This window comes from Pedobacter psychrodurus (genome assembly GCF_032678585.1).
Taxonomy (GTDB): Bacteria; Bacteroidota; Bacteroidia; order Sphingobacteriales; family Sphingobacteriaceae; genus Pedobacter; species Pedobacter psychrodurus_A.
On sequence record NZ_JAVTSN010000014.1, the window covers coordinates 94,152 to 109,761 of the forward strand.

At 37.4% G+C, this 15,610-nt stretch carries 18 protein-coding genes; 11 read left to right on the forward strand and 7 right to left on the reverse strand.

What is annotated here, in order from left to right; genetic code table 11:
- Positions 1 to 39 precede the first annotated feature (39 nt).
- Together R2S57_RS11480 and R2S57_RS11485 are read right to left on the reverse strand one after the other, a co-directional pair.
- Positions 40 to 1,140: a sensor histidine kinase gene (locus tag R2S57_RS11480; RefSeq protein WP_316845091.1), complete on the reverse strand. Its 1,101-nt coding sequence runs from the start codon at positions 1,138 to 1,140 to the stop codon at positions 40 to 42.
- Between the two features lie 90 nt (positions 1,141 to 1,230).
- Entirely contained in the window at positions 1,231 to 1,971 is a 741-nt protein-coding gene (locus R2S57_RS11485) for a LytTR family DNA-binding domain-containing protein (RefSeq protein ID WP_316845092.1), read from the reverse strand.
- A 270-nt stretch (positions 1,972 to 2,241) separates the two neighbouring features.
- Here R2S57_RS11485 and R2S57_RS11490 point away from each other — a divergent pair, with 270 nt between their 5' ends.
- From R2S57_RS11490 to idi, 5 genes are all read left to right on the forward strand, one after another.
- The gene (locus R2S57_RS11490) at positions 2,242 to 2,517 is read left to right on the forward strand and encodes a hypothetical protein (RefSeq protein ID WP_316845093.1); all 276 of its coding nucleotides are present in this window, start codon (positions 2,242 to 2,244) and stop codon (positions 2,515 to 2,517) included.
- A gap of 73 nt (positions 2,518 to 2,590) precedes the next feature.
- A complete protein-coding gene (locus R2S57_RS11495; RefSeq protein WP_316845094.1) occupies positions 2,591 to 3,469 on the forward strand; it encodes an SDR family oxidoreductase in 879 nt (292 codons plus the stop codon).
- 221 nt (positions 3,470 to 3,690) lie between these two features.
- On the forward strand, positions 3,691 to 4,596 hold the full coding sequence (locus R2S57_RS11500) for a MerR family transcriptional regulator (protein WP_316845095.1): 906 nt from the start codon (positions 3,691 to 3,693) through the stop codon (positions 4,594 to 4,596).
- Positions 4,580 to 5,416 (forward strand): phytoene/squalene synthase family protein, encoded by an 837-nt coding sequence (locus R2S57_RS11505; protein ID WP_316845096.1) that lies wholly within the window; start codon positions 4,580 to 4,582, stop codon positions 5,414 to 5,416. The genes R2S57_RS11500 and R2S57_RS11505 overlap by 17 nt, the downstream gene beginning before the upstream one ends.
- Positions 5,417 to 5,959 carry an isopentenyl-diphosphate Delta-isomerase gene (idi, locus tag R2S57_RS11510; RefSeq protein WP_316845097.1) on the forward strand — a complete coding sequence of 181 codons (543 nt, stop codon included), beginning with the start codon at positions 5,417 to 5,419 and terminating at the stop codon, positions 5,957 to 5,959.
- A gap of 318 nt (positions 5,960 to 6,277) precedes the next feature.
- Here idi and R2S57_RS11515 read toward each other — a convergent pair whose 3' ends face one another.
- From R2S57_RS11515 to R2S57_RS11525, 3 genes are read right to left on the reverse strand one after another with little or no spacing between them, the layout of a single operon-like run.
- Positions 6,278 to 7,015 carry a DNA-formamidopyrimidine glycosylase family protein gene (locus tag R2S57_RS11515; protein ID WP_316845098.1) on the reverse strand — a complete coding sequence of 246 codons (738 nt, stop codon included), beginning with the start codon at positions 7,013 to 7,015 and terminating at the stop codon, positions 6,278 to 6,280.
- A gap of 1 nt (position 7,016) precedes the next feature.
- Positions 7,017 to 7,220, reverse strand: coding sequence for a KTSC domain-containing protein (locus tag R2S57_RS11520; RefSeq protein ID WP_316845099.1), 204 nt, complete (start codon positions 7,218 to 7,220; stop codon positions 7,017 to 7,019).
- A gap of 45 nt (positions 7,221 to 7,265) precedes the next feature.
- On the reverse strand, positions 7,266 to 7,646 hold the full coding sequence (locus tag R2S57_RS11525) for a hypothetical protein (RefSeq protein ID WP_316845100.1): 381 nt from the start codon (positions 7,644 to 7,646) through the stop codon (positions 7,266 to 7,268).
- A gap of 113 nt (positions 7,647 to 7,759) precedes the next feature.
- Between R2S57_RS11525 and R2S57_RS11530 the strand changes: the two genes are divergently transcribed.
- The 5 genes from R2S57_RS11530 to R2S57_RS11550 all read left to right on the forward strand — a co-directional run bounded on the left by R2S57_RS11530 (position 7,760) and on the right by R2S57_RS11550 (position 12,223).
- Positions 7,760 to 7,948, forward strand: a complete 189-nt coding sequence (locus R2S57_RS11530; protein WP_057934571.1) for a hypothetical protein — start codon at positions 7,760 to 7,762, stop codon at positions 7,946 to 7,948.
- A 569-nt stretch (positions 7,949 to 8,517) separates the two neighbouring features.
- Entirely contained in the window at positions 8,518 to 9,309 is a 792-nt protein-coding gene (locus R2S57_RS11535; RefSeq protein WP_316845101.1) for a HipA family kinase, read from the forward strand.
- The gene (locus tag R2S57_RS11540; protein ID WP_316845102.1) at positions 9,287 to 9,670 is read left to right on the forward strand and encodes a DUF3037 domain-containing protein; all 384 of its coding nucleotides are present in this window, start codon (positions 9,287 to 9,289) and stop codon (positions 9,668 to 9,670) included. Before R2S57_RS11535 ends, R2S57_RS11540 begins: the two co-directional genes overlap by 23 nt.
- A gap of 97 nt (positions 9,671 to 9,767) precedes the next feature.
- Positions 9,768 to 11,681: an AAA domain-containing protein gene (locus tag R2S57_RS11545; protein WP_316845103.1), complete on the forward strand. Its 1,914-nt coding sequence runs from the start codon at positions 9,768 to 9,770 to the stop codon at positions 11,679 to 11,681.
- A 164-nt stretch (positions 11,682 to 11,845) separates the two neighbouring features.
- Positions 11,846 to 12,223, forward strand: coding sequence for a response regulator (locus R2S57_RS11550; RefSeq protein WP_316845104.1), 378 nt, complete (start codon positions 11,846 to 11,848; stop codon positions 12,221 to 12,223).
- Here the strand turns inward: R2S57_RS11550 and topB are convergent.
- Entirely contained in the window at positions 12,220 to 14,070 is a 1,851-nt protein-coding gene (gene topB, locus R2S57_RS11555; protein WP_316845105.1) for a DNA topoisomerase III, read from the reverse strand. The genes R2S57_RS11550 and topB overlap by 4 nt on opposite strands.
- Positions 14,071 to 14,273: 203 nt before the next feature.
- Between topB and R2S57_RS11560 the strand changes: the two genes are divergently transcribed.
- Positions 14,274 to 14,717, forward strand: coding sequence for a hypothetical protein (locus R2S57_RS11560; protein ID WP_316845106.1), 444 nt, complete (start codon positions 14,274 to 14,276; stop codon positions 14,715 to 14,717).
- Here the strand turns inward: R2S57_RS11560 and R2S57_RS11565 are convergent.
- Positions 14,714 to 15,499 (reverse strand): murein L,D-transpeptidase catalytic domain family protein, encoded by a 786-nt coding sequence (locus R2S57_RS11565; protein ID WP_316845107.1) that lies wholly within the window; start codon positions 15,497 to 15,499, stop codon positions 14,714 to 14,716. The genes R2S57_RS11560 and R2S57_RS11565 overlap by 4 nt on opposite strands.
- Positions 15,500 to 15,610: the final 111 nt, after the last annotated feature.

Below are 15,610 nucleotides of genomic sequence, written 5' to 3' on the forward strand. Positions count from 1 at the left end.
TAATGTTTAAGTAGAATTTAAGGATTTAAAATAAACATGTCAAAACTGATGGTTTTCTATGTGCTTAATCGTAAGTATTACTTTGAAGTGCTGGTTAATGTCTGTGAAATATTTAAATTCCGCATTACTTCCATAGGTATAATCTAAACGTTTCCGAATGTTTTCCATCCCTGCATTTAAACCTGAAGTATTTTTAACCGTTTTAATGAGGTTAGAAGTTTCTACTATCAGATTGTTCTCCTCTACTTTTAGTGTGATCTCTGCTGGATCGGATTCTTTGAGCAGTTCACCATGTTTAAACATATTCTCGACTAATGTAATAAGTGCCATGGGGATGATAGGTAGGATTCTGATTCCCTCTTCGTACCAAAAATGAAGATTGATGTTATGGTCATTACGAAGCTGGTGTAAGTTGATTAAGTTTTCAACCTGGTTAATTTCCTCACCAAGTAAGATAAACTCCCTGTCCTTGTTGCTATCAACAGAGTAACGCATCATTTCTGAAAGGGAATATATCGCTTCTGCAGCAACAGGTGATGACTCTCGCGCATTTTGATAAATAAAATCCAAGGTATTGAATAATAAATGCGGCTGTATCTGCGCCTTTAAAAAGGCATTTTCGGACTTGGCAATTTGAATAATATTATTTAACCGCTGTTTTTCTAAATTCTCGATTTTTTTTCGCTCCTCTAAGAAATTAAGCAGAAAGTAATAGCTGGTAGAAAATGACATGAAATATACAGCACGGTAAATAGGTGCGGCAAAAAAAGAGGCAGTAAATTCAATTTTAAATGGACCATTGTAGGATGTATAGTTGATCACCAGGTAATCTAAAATTATGGTTAATATAAGGTACGCAACCAACTCGAGCAGGATACATAATGGCAATCTCCACCACCGGCCATTTAGCTTTTTTAATGCAAAAGCCAATACCACATGGGCATGGAAATAAAAGGTTGCAACATTTAAACTATAAAAAACGATGTAATTACTAATGGGAAGAAATTTTCCAATAAAAATACCTATGATAAAAGCTTCGTAAAATATAAAAATGATCCAAATTAGAATGTGAAGCTTTTTATTAGATATCCAGTTTAGAATTTTATGAAATTTATTTTTTTCGTTTATTGATGTGTTCATCTGGCTAGTTAAATGGGGAACGGCTATTACATGGTTAACAAAAAAACAACGTTTAATTGTTAAGATAACGAAATTACTAAAAAATTAGTTTTAGGAGCGATTCGTTTTTATTGTTTTTTCTTTAATATATTCTTGTATGCTTTCACGATAGCTATTGCCAATGTTTATGGTAAGGTTGTTGATCATTTTTAGTGTATTACCTTCTACCTTTTCAATATAGTTTTTGGCGATAATGAACGAGCGGTGCGCCTGTGCGAAATTATGATGGTCTTTTAAAATGATTTTAATCTCAGATAGGGCGATGTATGATACAATCGTTTCGTTTAAGGTAAAAATCCGCACATAATTTTGCAGACTCTCTACCGCAACAATGTCGGTATACCTTACTTTAATTAAATTGTTTTTTTCGCTTTTGTTCCGAACAAAAAAGTAATCGTCTTCTTGTTTAACCGTAATATTTGGTTTGGTAGCAGTGTGTGGGAAAAGTCTGTTGATCGTTTCGGCAAAGCGAAAAAAAGTGTAAGGTTTTAACAAATAAGCACTTGCGTACATCTCAAAAGCTTCATATGCATATTTGGAATGTGAGGTAGTAAATATGAGTTTATCCGTTTTATGCCGTATTGCTTTTGACAGTTCTATGCCCGAAATCATGGGCATATCAACATCCATAAAAACAATATCAACAACATCTCCAGCAGTAATCTCATTTAAGGCCTGTATAGGATCGGTATAAGATTTTATTAATTGAATATTGGTGAGCTTATCAATATAAGATTTTATACCGTCGATGGCACGAATGTCGTCGTCTATTACGATACATTTTAATTTCATTAGGTGTGATGTTAAGGTTTACGAAATTATGTCATGCATTTTAAATAAAGAAATTATTTCCAGCTTGTAATGGTTTTTAGTTGTATTGGTAAGGAATATGATACAAATATGATTTGAGCCAAAATCACTGGCTGAGTATAAATTAAGCATCTTTAAATGAATAAAACAATTCTATTTAATTACTTGTATAACAATATATTGTGTTTTGATTCGTAATAATTTATAGATATATTTAATCACCCTAAATAATTATCCCTAAAACAATATCCCATGAAAAATAGAATTCGCACTGCCAATAGATTAAATGTTTCCATTACCAAGAAAGTGATCGAGTTGCAGGAACAAGGTTACGACTGTGATTTTCTGTTGTTGGCAAACGGCAACGTACTGTGTATGCAGACCAATTTTAATTATCCATTAAGTACAGTTGCCATCAAACAAATGGAGCATGGATACGATTTCTTTAGTCATTCTTACAAACACGTTCATACCATCGAAACCGGTAATGGCGAAAGGGGAGTGCTGCTTACCGAAAAAGCCTTTTAGTAGCATTTCGTTTTCTTACAATTTTATTCGTGTCCCAGGATTGAAATTTGTGGTGTAATTAAACATTAATAACATGACAGATTCAATCCAACCAACCATACTGATTACCGGAGCAACCGGAAGCGTAGGTTCAGAACTAGCAAAACAACTGGCAGAGAAACAAATTCCTTTTAGAGCACTGGTGAGGTCTTTAGATCAAGCGGAAGCGTTAAAACAGCTCAAGGGAGCCGAACTGGTAAAAGGCGATTTTAAAGATGAACTGAGTGTTTTAAAAGCTTTAAAAGGGATAGAGCAGGTTTTTCTGCTAAGCAATTCATCAGAAGATGCTGAAAGCCTACAAAGCCATTTTGTAGATGCAGCTGTTAAAAGTAATGTAAAACACCTGGTTAAGCTTTCGCAATTTGCTGCCAACTTAAATTCTCCAGTCCGTTTTCTCCGTTACCACGCCGTGGTTGAAGAAAAAATTAAAAGAACAGGTTTACAATACACTTTCCTGAGGCCAAACTTATTTATGCAGGGTTTGCTCGGCTTTGCCGATGCCATTAAATACCAGCAAAAGTTTTTCGCGACGGCGGGCGAGGCAAAAATTAGTTTGATAGATGTTCGGGATATTGCTGCTGTTGCTGTAGAAAGACTTATTACAGCCGATCAGGATAGTAAAGTTTATGATATTACTGGTCCGGAAGCCATAAGCCACCAGGAAATAGCCGAAGCACTATCTGAAGTCTTACACAAAGAAATTAAGTATGTTAATGTTTCGGACGATGAAATGTTAGTAGCCTTAGTTCAGTTTGGCTTCCCCGAATGGCAGGCAGCAGGTTTAATAGAAGACTATGCGCATTACGCACGTGGCGAAGCGGCAGTAATCAGCCATGCTGTACAAGATGTTACCGGTAAATCGCCAAGAAAATTCATCGATTTTGTTGAAGATTATAAAACTCTTTTTGAGTAGATTTTTTTTGTGGTGTCAGATGTTTTTTGTGGTGTCAGATGTTACCATCTGACACTCATCTTCATCATTCAATATTTTATCCACTACAAATGGAGAATTATCAACTGTCAGATGGTAACATCTTACAGCACAAGAGCTCAATCCCATCTTAAGAGACATTATCAAAAAACTTTTTGTTATTCTTTTTGTTTAGATTTTATTCAATATATTTAAACAAAATAATGACTTACTCCATTTCAGATCTTGAACAGCTTTCGGGCATTCATTCTCATACCATCAGGATCTGGGAGCAGCGGTATAATGCCTTGAGCCCCATGCGCTCGCAGGGCAATACGCGTTTATATGACGACAAACAGCTTAGAAAACTGTTAAACATCGTGAGTTTAAATAAGAGTGGATTAAAAATTTCTAAAATCTGCAGCCTTTCTGACGAGGCCGTTGATGAACTTTTAGATCAACAGCTTTCTTATGTATCGGACGATGAACAGGCCGAGTATTATATCTCACAGCTTATTAAATGTGGTTTGGCTTTTGATGAACTGTCTTTCAATCATTTAATTGACGAGGGGATCGATAAACTGGGGCTTTCCGGGTGTTACCGGAAAATTATGTATCCACTACTGGTACGTTTGGGATTAATGTGGCGAAAAGACGATATTTGTCCAGCCCATGAACATTTTTTATCAAACATTATCCGTCAAAAAATATTTACGCATATCAATAATGCACCTTTAACAAAATCTTCCCGTGGAACCTGGCTGCTTTTTTTACCTGAAGACGAAGACCACGACATTGGGTTGTTATTTGCCAATTACATGCTTAGGATGCACCATCATCAGGTTATTTTTTTAGGGAGTAAGGTTCCGTTAGATTCGATTGAAAGAGTATTCTCCACACTAAATGTAGATCATGTTTTACTTTTTATGGTCAAATCCAGATCAGGTATTGCATCACAAAAATATATAGATCAATTATCAGAAATATGCTCATCCGCTAAAATTCATCTTGCCGGAAACGGCCAGGTGATCGGTAACTTAAAAGATATCGGTCACATTAACTGCTTTAAAACACTCGATGAATTTGAAAAATTAATTCAATATCCCTTGTTACATGAAAGAAATCTTTGATCAACTATCTGCCGATTGTAGTAGGTTAACCACCCGGAAATACAGTACCAGTTTTTCGCTCGGTATTCGTTTCTTAGGTAAAGAACTGCGTTTGCCTGTTCACGCCATCTATGGTTTTGTGCGTTTGGCAGACGAAATTGTAGATAGTTTCCATCATTACGACAAGAAATTTTTACTGGATAAGTTTAAGCACGATACTTTCGAAGCTATTCATCTGGGCATTAGCTTAAATCCCATTCTCAATTCATTTCAGCGGGTAATCAATCAATATCAGGTTGATCATGAGTTGATTAATTGTTTCTTTAAAAGTATGGAAATGGACCTCTCGGAAACAAAATATACCCCCGAACTTTATAACGAATATATTTTAGGTTCTGCAGAAGTAGTGGGGTTAATGTGTTTAAAGATTTTTACAAATGGCATTTCTGGAGATTACGAACGGCTAAAACCTTATGCGATGAAACTGGGCTCAGCTTTTCAGAAGGTTAATTTTCTGCGTGATGTTAAAGCCGATCATCAGGCTTTAAACCGTAACTATTTTCCAAATGTAAATTTGGCACTATTCTGTGATCGTCAGAAAAGAGAAATCGAAAGTGAAATTGAACAGGAGTTTGCTTTTGCATTAAGGGGCATTAAAATGTTGCCTGCAGCTTCTAAAAACGGCGTATATTTATCCTACATCTATTATAAAAAATTATTCGCTAAAATAAAGGGGCTAAGCGCCGAAAAGATTATGACGGAAAGAATCAGGATTTCGAACACACGTAAAGTTGGTTTAATGTTCGATTCGCTGATCCGCAATAAGTTAAATGCAATTTAAATGGAAGAACAGGTTATTTTGGTAGATCATGAGGATGTGCCAAGGGGACAGATGGATAAAATGGAGGCGCATAAGAAAGGTTTATTACATCGCGCTTTTTCTGTTTTTATTTTTAACAGTAAACGCGAACTGTTATTGCAGCAAAGGGCTTTAAATAAATATCATTCCGGAGGTTTATGGACCAATACCTGTTGCAGTCACCCAAGGGTCAATGAAAGCAATATACAGGCGGCCAAGAGAAGGTTGAAAGAAGAGATGGGAATGGATTGTGATATTACTTATCTTTTTAAATTTACCTATAGGGCCGAATTTGCAGATGGATTAACAGAGCATGAGGTAGACCACGTTTTTTTTGGATGGAGCGATGCTTTGCCTGTTATCAATCAGGATGAGGTGGAGACCTACAAATATATGGATTTAGAAGCTTTGGCTGATGATATTCGTGTGAATCCAAGTGTATATACACCCTGGTTAAGAATCTGCTTGGGAAAGGTTATTGAGCATGCCTCAACCGTTAAAACAAAAAACGGGCATACAACCTAAGTCGTATACCCGTATCTAAATTAACGCTCTCGAGGACAAATATAGGACTAGTTTGCAAAATTCCTAAAAGTTTAACACTTCTTTTACTTTAAGATTATAGTTCGTAGTTTGGGTTTTTACTGATCATTGATTTAAGGTGTTAATATATAGGGATTTATGTTTTTTGATAAAAATCGGGAATAAAAAATATTTTTTTGATCATTTAATTTCTTTCAATTCATCTATCACCATAAGGAATAATTTTTTGCATAAAATCTTAGAAATGAGTGGTGAATTTTAGGCGTCATTTAGAAAAATAAGGCAGTGGCTATCTTATCCCTATTCGTATAGTTTTTGACATTTCTTGCAATAGTAGGTTTGCCGATGAGTTTTGCCCAATTCTTTTTTCTCGATGACATGATGAAGCGGACATTCTTTTTGGCTATATACCTCCCAATGTTTGCTTAGCGCATTTTCTTTTTTCCATTTTAAAAAATCGAAACTATAATTCCTGGCTTCTTTAACCAATGCCTTTAGTTTTGTAGGGGGTAGATTTTCAATCCTGGTTAAAGGATGTACGCGGATACGGTATAGAACCTCATTTTTAATAATGTTGCCAACGCCACTAAAAATCTGTTGATCCAGCAGAATATCGCAAACGAAGGCCTCAGGTTCTTTTTTTAATTTTTTAATGGCTGCCTTGCTATTCCATTCATCGGCCATTATGTCGTTTTCCCAATTATAATGTTCTTTAACGTTACCTTCTAAAAGGTCGACCTTGCAGGTATAAAAATTCAATTCATCCTTTTTGAAAATAAGGCCGAGTTTTAATGGAGTTTTCTTTCGCTCGTTAATGAGGTAAGTGCCAAATAACATGAAATGGATCCGGATAGTAAAATCGTTAAAACAGATCAGGAAATGTTTGCCCCAGCTTTTGAAAGCCTGAATTTTTTGATGCAACAACCTGTCTTTATCGATATTTTTGGCATTGCCTGCCACCTCCAATATCTCGGGCTGACCTAAATGGAGTTCCTTTATTAAATCCTTTAATATTACGATCGACGGGCCTTCGGGCATATTATTCTTCCTCCAGTTTTTTGAAATTAAATTTGTCTTTAATGTAACTGTTAAAATATCTCCCTTTTGATCCGGAGGCCTTTAACATCTTATAAATCTTTTCTGGTACATTTTGATATAGGTATACCATATCCGTAACGAAGATGACTTTTAGTGTTTTCGTAACTCCATCATAACTAAAATATTTGATTACTGAAGATGGCATAACCTTATTTCTCACCTTAAAAACAGTTGCCGTTCAAAAATGGTTTTAGTCGTTTTTGAGTTCCGATTCTTCCTTGGCAACTTTTATCTTTTCCTTTTTCAGATCAATCCTGATGATGTTGTACAAACTCATGTACACATTGGCGATCCATACAATGGAAAAAAAAGAAATGATATAACCGCGCCAATCGGGATAAATTAAGGTGAATTTGGTGATGAAGAGTAGGGCAGCGGTTACATAATGACTGAAACAATATTCGCAGGTAAAAACATAGAAAAACTTCCGTTTAATCAGCTTTTTGCAGTTTTTCGATCGGTCTACACAGAATTCGCGTGCCTCTTTAAATATTTCTTCCTTGGTAACCGTCCATGCAATGCAAGCTACGGGCAGAGCCATAATGAAGAGATAGTAGATATGTGTTTCCATGTTGATTAAATTCGGATATCAGTACAACCTTAAAGCCTTGAAAATGTTTAGCTAAGCGATAAACATTTTGACTATATTTATGTTAATTAAAATATATCTAATCACTTATTGTTATGGAAAGATCAGAAATTATATCACTTTTAGAGGTCATCAATCAACAGGTAAGTTCTTCGGTTTTAGGTGGGATGGAAGAAGAATATGAAGAATTAGAAAGTATGGGACTGATAAAAATCAACCGCGAATCGGTGCAATGGTCGTCGGCGATGACACCTGCCGGGAATGCTTATTTGGGACACGATTAATTTGTTTATTTAAACACAGAGGCCACAGAGTAGAAGGCACAGAGATCATAAAACTGGTGGTTTATTGGCTGAGCTAGAGGGAACAATAAACCACAAAGAAAAATTCTAGATATAGAAGATTCGTTACCATCGATTTGTCAGTCTGAGCGTAATCGAAGACCTTTTAGTTAGATCAATTAGTGATTGAGCGTATAATAAACATAGGATCATGTCGATCTTGTGTGTTCTTAAATGGTCTGATAGGGTTTAAAATGATTTGGATTCTTTTAATTTATTTTTTGATTACTGTTCAAGCCAAATAGCCCTGATGGAAATGGAAATCCCTTTTGGTTGGTGGTTAAATTGTTTGACCCTGAGATTTTAACCAAAAGGATTGCAATGCACAGCAGGACCGAACCCAATTAATGGTTACAGGCATTGCGATTCAAAAAAACCTTAACTAAATTTAATAGATTTCATCACACGCTTTACGACCAAACTTTGACCGATTTATTGCTGGAATTCTGCTAAATTTGCTGCAAGTTTAGAATTGTGCCTAAAATGAAATAAGTGGCCATTCTAATGCAGATATGAACGATTTACAACTTAGAACAGTAAATGTAACCCGATACGTTACGCCTTTGCGTGAGGGCGGCTCTATGCCTGCTATTGCAGAGGCTGATGACAATTTTTTATATGTACTAAAATTTAGAGGCGCAGGGCAGGGCACAAGGGCATTGATTGCCGAACTAATCGGTGGTGAAATTGCCCGTATTTTAGGTTTACGCGTACCAGAATTGGTTTTTGCCAATTTAGATGAGGCTTTTGGAAGAACAGAACCCGACGAAGAAATCCAGGATTTATTGAAAGCCAGTGTTGGCTTAAATTTAGCCTTACACTATTTGTCTGGGGCAATTACTTTCGATCCAACGGTAACCACAGTTGATGCCAAATTGGCTTCGCAGATTGTTTGGTTAGATTGTTTTTTAACCAATATGGACCGCACCTGCAGGAACACCAATATGTTGGTTTGGCATAAAGAACTTTGGTTAATCGACCATGGTGCTGCATTATATTTTCATCATTCCTGGCAAAACTGGGAAGAACAGGCCATTAAACCTTTCTATTTGGTTAAAGATCATGTATTGTTGCCTTGGGCCACAGAACTGGAAAGTGTGCATGAAGAATTTACCCGGATACTTAATCCCGAGAAAATTGAGAGAGTTATTCAATTGATTCCTGATGATTGGTTGGAGGGCGAAACAAACTTCGAAACTAAAGAAGATCACCGGAAAGCCTATATTCATTTTCTTACCGAGCGATTATCACATTCAGCAATATTTTTAAAAGAAGCACAGCATGCAAGGGAAATTCTTATTTGAGTATGCTGTAATCCGCGTGATGCCGAGGGTAGAACGGGAAGAATTTATTAATGTGGGGATAATTTTATTCTGTGCCAGGCAAAAATTTTTAAAAAGTGTTTTTGTATTGGATGAAGCTAGGGTAAAAGCTTTTTCTGCGGCTGTAGATGTAGAAGAATTAAAAGAAAACCTGTCTGCATTCGAAAGGATCAGCATAGCAGCAAAAGGATCTGGGCCTATCGGTCAATACGATCAGGCCTCACGGTTTAGGTGGCTCACCGCAACCAGAAGTACGGTAGTGCAATGCTCAAAAGTACATCCCGGTTTTTGTGATGATGCAGAGCAGACTTTGGTGAGATTACATCAGGAGCTCGTTTTGTAATGATCAATAATCAAATCACAAGGTTCAAACCCTAAGCGCTCAGCTCAGTTTTAACCAATTAACCAGTTACCAATTTAAACAATTAACCCATTGCTCCTTGCCAAAAGAATACTTTAAAAAACTTCAGGATTTGCTCAATACAGAGCGTGAAGAAGATTTGCAATCCTATTTAAAACTTACAGAAAATACTTCTGCTGCGGATAGGAGGGCTTTGGGTTTAACCTGGTATCCGATAGCCATCAGGAATACTGAAATTGGCCGTGGTGATTATTTAACGGTAGAACTGGAGCGCACAACCCATCAGGATTTTTCTCATCAGTTCCGTTTTGGATCATCTGTAGTATTGTTTTCCAATCACGATGCCAAAGAAGACCGCATGGAAGGCATTATTACGCATCAAAGCGGTAGCCGGATGAAAATTAGTTTCCGCGTGGATGAATTGCCAGATTGGACAAGGGACGGGAAACTTGGTGTGGATTTGCTTTTTGATAATAACAGTTACGACGAGATGCAAAATGCCCTTAAACAGGCTACAAATCTTTCAGAGAATATCTCAGAAAATAAGCTGATCCGCATTTTAACCAAGGGAGAAAAACCATCATTTCAGAGCGAAGAGAAGTTTATTATTCCAAATACGTTAAACGACTCACAACAACTTGCCGTAAATAAAATTATCTCGGCAGATCATTTAGCCGTGGTTCATGGTCCGCCGGGGACAGGTAAAACAACAACACTTGTCCACGCCATAAAATCGTTGGCAAAACACAGTGATCAAAAGATCCTCGTTGTAGCGCCTAGTAATACTGCAGTAGATTTATTGACTGAAAAATTAGCCTTAGCGGGTTTGAAAGTAATCCGGGTAGGTAATCCGGCCAGGGTTTCAGAAAAATTGCTTGCTGCCACGCTCGATCACCAAATGGCCGATCATCCGGAAATGAAAACCATTAAAGCACTTAAAAAGCAAGCCAACGAATATAAAAACATGGCCCATAAGTATAAGCGCAGTTTTGGCAGGGCGGAGCGCGAACAGCGAAAAGCCCTTTTTGACGAAGCACATAAAATTGGCAAGGAAGTAGAAAAAACAGAACAATATATAATGGATAATCTGTTTACAAAAACACAGATTATTACCGCCACTTTGGTTGGCGCAAACCATTATACCGTTCGGAATTTAAAATACAATACCATCATAATTGATGAAGCCGGTCAGGCTTTAGAGCCGGCTTGCTGGATCCCCATTTTAAAAGCACAAAAGGTGGTTTTGGCAGGCGATCATTTTCAGCTTTCGCCAACTATAAAATCAAATGATGCCGCCAGAAATGGCTTAAGTAATACTTTGCTCGAGAAAATGGTAAGCCTTCATCCAGAGTCGGTTGTGTTGCTTAACGAACAGTACCGGATGAATAAGGACATTATGGGCTATTCATCCAAAGTATTTTATAAAGATGAGTTAAAAGCACATCATTCTGTTGCTGATCGTACCTTGTTTGCCGGTGATAAAGCGATTCAGTTTATCGATACGGCAGGTTGTAGTTATGATGAAAAATTGGATGGTACCAGTACAACCAACCCAGATGAAGCCGCATTTTTAGTTAAACATTTAACGCAATTGGTAGAAAGCTTAATTGCTCATCCTTTGACTGCCGATTTCCCTTCCATTGCAATTGTTTCTCCTTATAAACAACAGGTACAGATTTTGAATGCATTGGTTCAGGAGAATGAAGTTCTGAGTCCATATCGCAATAAAATAGCTGTTAATACTATTGATAGTTTTCAGGGGCAGGAACGCGATGTGGTTTATATTAGTTTAACCAGAAGCAATGCAGATGGAAGTATTGGCTTTTTATCGGATACCAGAAGGATGAATGTGGCGATGACCAGGGCCAGGAAAAAGCTTGTGGTGATTGGGGATAGTTCGACACTTTCCAAATCAAAATTCTATGCCGATTTTATCCAATATGCAGAACAGTTAGACGCTTACCATAGTGCATGGGAATTTATGGATGTATAAATCATAAAACTGTTACCATATAGAGCAGAAGGAACTGAATAAAATTATTATTTTTACTTAATCATCTCAGATTAGTGGTAAATTCTTGATATTTAAAGAGAAGGGAGATTTTTAATTTCCACACTGATAACATATTAGATGGCCGGACCAATTATCCCATTTAAATGATAGAAAATATCAAAATTCTTATTGCTGATGATAATGATTTGATGAGACTCTTAATGAAGCGTTTTTTTACCAAATATATTAGCGGCCCACACGTTTCGGAAACCAAAGATTTACCCGAAACGATTAACTATCTGAAAGAAAAATCAATTGATTTTTTGCTTTTAGATATTAATATGCCACAAGGAGATAGTAACCCAGATACGGTACGCGAAATTTTAACCATTCAGCCAGACATTAAAGTTTGCATGTTCAGTGGCAATGATAAAACTACGCTGGAGCAAGGCTTTTTAGATGCCGGTGCTGTAGGCTTTATTCAAAAGGATGAAAATATGGGCGATACGCTCGAAAAGGTTATTATAAGGGCATTTAATTAAACTTTTTCCAGTTTCTTTTCTTCTAGTTTACCTGATATGCTGGCTCCTGCAATCAACAATTCGTGGGTGATGGTTTTGGTATATTCGGTAATTTCAGATTTAAAATCTTTCACTGAAGAACCTGACCGGATTTCTTCCAGCCTTTTTTCCCATTGCCCGGTAAGCTCTGCCTGTGCAATCTGTTTATCTTTAACAACTTCGTAAACAGCCAAACCTTTATTGGTAGGTACCAGGTTCCGTTTTTCCCTGGTAATGTATTCTCTGGTAATTAAGGTTTCGATGATGGATGCACGTGTTGCCGGGGTACCTAAACCACTATCTTTCATAGCATAACGCAATTCTTCATCTTCAATCTCTTTACCACAGGTTTCGAGTGCTTTTAACAATGAGGCTTCATTGTACATCGGTTTGGGTTTGGTTTGCTTCTCTAAAAGTGATTTTTCGGTAATAGGTAATAGTTCACCGGCAACAACCTTTGGTAAAGCTGCGTTGTCTTCATCCTTTTTATCATCTTCAGGATCATTAAAAACCGCCCGCCAGCCTGCAGATCGGATTACCGTTCCATTGGCCACAAAGGCGACCCCAGATTGAATGGTGATTTTAGTTAACTCCTTCAGACATTCCTGATGAAAGGCCTCAATCATCCGGCCCACAATCATATCGTATACCGCCTGTTTATCCGGACTTAAACCATACGCTTGCTCTCCGGTAGGTAAAACGGCATGGTGATCGGTTACTTTTTTAGCGTTAACGCTTCGTTTATTCAAGGCAACCGTTTGCAGAAATTGAGCCTGTTTCCCAAAATCAGGGTGATCGGTAAATTTTGAAATTAAATCCGGAACGCCGGCATACACATCATCACCGATATAGCGAGATCCGGTACGGGGATAAGAAACCAGTTTACTCTCGTATAAGTTCTGCAAAATATTCAGCGTTTGATCGGCCGTGTACCCTTTTTTCTTATTGGCTTCTTGCTGTAAACTACTTAAATCATGCAATAAAGGAGGTGGTTCTTTTCGTGGTTTGGCTTCTACTGCCGTGATATTTCCACCTGTCGCAAAACCAGAGGCTACATCCTCTACAAGCGCAAATAGTTTTTCTACCTCTTCTTTATCTTTATAATTTGAAGTGGATATGGCTTTAAAAACCTGTTCCTCTTTAATCAGTAAAATACTGATCTGAAAATAGGTTTGGGGTACAAAGTTTTTGATTTCTAAAAAACGGGCACAAATCATGGCCAGGGTAGGTGTTTGTACCCTTCCTAATGATAATACCGTTCTGTTTCCCGCCGAAATACTTAAGGCCTGAGTGGCATTCATCCCCACCAACCAATCAGATTCTGACCTACAGTGTGCCGAATTGAATAAAGTATCGTAATCTGTGCCGGGTTTTAAATTCCGGAACCCATCTTTTATGGCTTCATCGGTTTGAGAAGAGATCCAGAGTCGCTTGAAAGGTTTTTTGCACTTTAAATAATAATAGATGTATCTAAAGATTAATTCACCTTCACGCCCAGCATCCGTTGCTACAATAATCTCTGTAGCTTCATCAAAAAGTTTTTTAATCGTATCCAGTTGCTTCCGAACCGCCGGATCTTCTACAAAGCCATCTTTGGTTTTGATTTTTCGTATGGCAAGCTTGAATTTTTGAGGAAGCATGGGTAAATGTTGCTTTCTCCAGCCGATAAAGCCGTAATCCTGTGGGGGTGCCAATTGTAATAAATGCCCAAATGCCCAGGTAAAAGAGTATCCTTTACCTTCAATGTATCCATCTTTTCTGGTGGTTGCTCCGAAAACTTTAGCAAGTTCACGACCAACAGAGGGCTTTTCTGCAATTACAATCTTCATGAATGGGCTTATCTTTTCAACCCCAAAGATGATCAAAATATTGGCAACGGCTTAAAAAAATTACTCACAATGCCATTTAACACTCCTTTTTGCAAACAATTATCAGATAACTTTGTACATGAGGTGTGCTAAGAAATTTTATATCAAATTGATTAACAATTTGGTAATACTTCAATCTAACAGCTGCAACTGATTTTTAATGAATGGATAAAGTTTACGAATTAGAAGAACATAAAATTAAAGTGGGGCTCGAACCTCAACTAATTCGCGTATATAGCAATGCTGAACTTTGGGATTATCTTGATGGAAAAGCAAATGATCGATTTGAACTTATGGTGAATACCATTAAAGCAGATTATGCGCAACAATTTGGGAAAACCCTGGCCATTTCTAACGATTCGCTTATTGTAGAAATTCTGGTGCATGTATACTGCGATTTCCTGGGTTTGTCCTTCAACCGCATTGTAAAGATCAAATGGATCCAAGCCTTAGTAAAAAGGCTTTTAAAACGAGCTGAGGTGGTAGATTGCGGCGAGAAAAGTGTCGATAGCAACCGCTGGGTCTGGGATTTGCTGGCTGGCAATAAATCATTTTTTATCGCAATTTTACCAAAAAACCTAAATGCAAAGGATATTAAAAAGCATTAATCCATATGCGCTGCAAACAGTTGCTCCTGATTTAAAATGACGCTTGCAGCCAATGTTTCATTCAAAAAGGAAGAATTGTACTGCTGATCAGAGTTGTTGATAAAAAGTACTGTCCGGTCTGATATGCTATTGATTACCTGGTCGGCCAGTTTAGCTGGAACAGCGGGGCATCCCTGGCTTCTGCCCAATCTACCCAATTCATCTATGCTTTTCTGACTTACATAACTCGCACCGTGAACCACAATAGATCTTTCCCTTGCATTGCTGTTAAAACCCTGGTCCATGCCATCTAATTTCAGCGAACGCCCATGTTTGCCAAAATAGATTTCGCCAGTTAAATAAAAACCTATACTGCTCTGGTTCGAATTGATATCATTTGAAAAGGAGGAAGGTTTATCGCCACCACTGTTTTGTCCGTGGGCTACCCAGGTATTTAACAGTAGTTTTTTGCTGGCCAGATCGATAATGTATAAACGCTTTTTACAGCTTTCCTGATCGAAATCGGCAATGGTTAAAACCGATTTGGTATTTAATAAACCCGAATATTTCATGTTGTAAAATCCGGTAATGGCTTTTTCGAAAACTTGTTCGCTTAATCCTGCAGAATCTAAATGAACCTGGTGGTAAATATTTAAAATGTATTGGTTGTACAGGCTGTCTGCAGCGATGTTCTTTACTGCTTCTTGTTGTGTATGTGGAGCCTCCACCGCTTTCCAACTTGTTCCGACAATGCTCATACCCACTAAAAAAATCGTAGCAATGTCCAGGATGTATTTCTTCATTCAGTTTGGTTTAGTTTGATATAGAGTTATTTATACGGTTATTCAGACAGAATGTTGCCCAAAGCAAATTTGTAGTGCTAAAAATACAATTGGTTTTACACTCCCGTGACT

What these genes read in the sequence shown, in the direction of transcription:
- R2S57_RS11520 (WP_316845099.1), bottom strand. Translation starts at nt 7,220, where the DNA reads ATGCCATCTTCAGTAATCAAATATTTTAGTTATGATGGAGTTACGAAA.
- R2S57_RS11500 (WP_316845095.1), top strand. Translation starts at nt 3,691, where the DNA reads ATGACTTACTCCATTTCAGATCTTGAACAGCTTTCGGGCATTCATTCT.
- R2S57_RS11530 (WP_057934571.1), top strand. Translation starts at nt 7,760, where the DNA reads ATGGAAAGATCAGAAATTATATCACTTTTAGAGGTCATCAATCAACAG.
- R2S57_RS11490 (WP_316845093.1), top strand. Translation starts at nt 2,242, where the DNA reads ATGAAAAATAGAATTCGCACTGCCAATAGATTAAATGTTTCCATTACC.
- R2S57_RS11505 (WP_316845096.1), top strand. Translation starts at nt 4,580, where the DNA reads ATGAAAGAAATCTTTGATCAACTATCTGCCGATTGTAGTAGGTTAACC.
- R2S57_RS11495 (WP_316845094.1), top strand. Translation starts at nt 2,591, where the DNA reads ATGACAGATTCAATCCAACCAACCATACTGATTACCGGAGCAACCGGA.
- R2S57_RS11565 (WP_316845107.1), bottom strand. Translation starts at nt 15,499, where the DNA reads ATGAAGAAATACATCCTGGACATTGCTACGATTTTTTTAGTGGGTATG.
- R2S57_RS11485 (WP_316845092.1), bottom strand. Translation starts at nt 1,971, where the DNA reads ATGAAATTAAAATGTATCGTAATAGACGACGACATTCGTGCCATCGAC.
- idi (WP_316845097.1), top strand. Translation starts at nt 5,417, where the DNA reads ATGGAAGAACAGGTTATTTTGGTAGATCATGAGGATGTGCCAAGGGGA.
- R2S57_RS11515 (WP_316845098.1), bottom strand. Translation starts at nt 7,015, where the DNA reads ATGCCCGAAGGCCCGTCGATCGTAATATTAAAGGATTTAATAAAGGAA.
- R2S57_RS11560 (WP_316845106.1), top strand. Translation starts at nt 14,274, where the DNA reads ATGGATAAAGTTTACGAATTAGAAGAACATAAAATTAAAGTGGGGCTC.
- R2S57_RS11535 (WP_316845101.1), top strand. Translation starts at nt 8,518, where the DNA reads ATGAACGATTTACAACTTAGAACAGTAAATGTAACCCGATACGTTACG.
- topB (WP_316845105.1), bottom strand. Translation starts at nt 14,070, where the DNA reads ATGAAGATTGTAATTGCAGAAAAGCCCTCTGTTGGTCGTGAACTTGCT.
- R2S57_RS11525 (WP_316845100.1), bottom strand. Translation starts at nt 7,646, where the DNA reads ATGGAAACACATATCTACTATCTCTTCATTATGGCTCTGCCCGTAGCT.
- R2S57_RS11550 (WP_316845104.1), top strand. Translation starts at nt 11,846, where the DNA reads ATGATAGAAAATATCAAAATTCTTATTGCTGATGATAATGATTTGATG.
- R2S57_RS11540 (WP_316845102.1), top strand. Translation starts at nt 9,287, where the DNA reads ATGCAAGGGAAATTCTTATTTGAGTATGCTGTAATCCGCGTGATGCCG.
- R2S57_RS11480 (WP_316845091.1), bottom strand. Translation starts at nt 1,140, where the DNA reads ATGAACACATCAATAAACGAAAAAAATAAATTTCATAAAATTCTAAAC.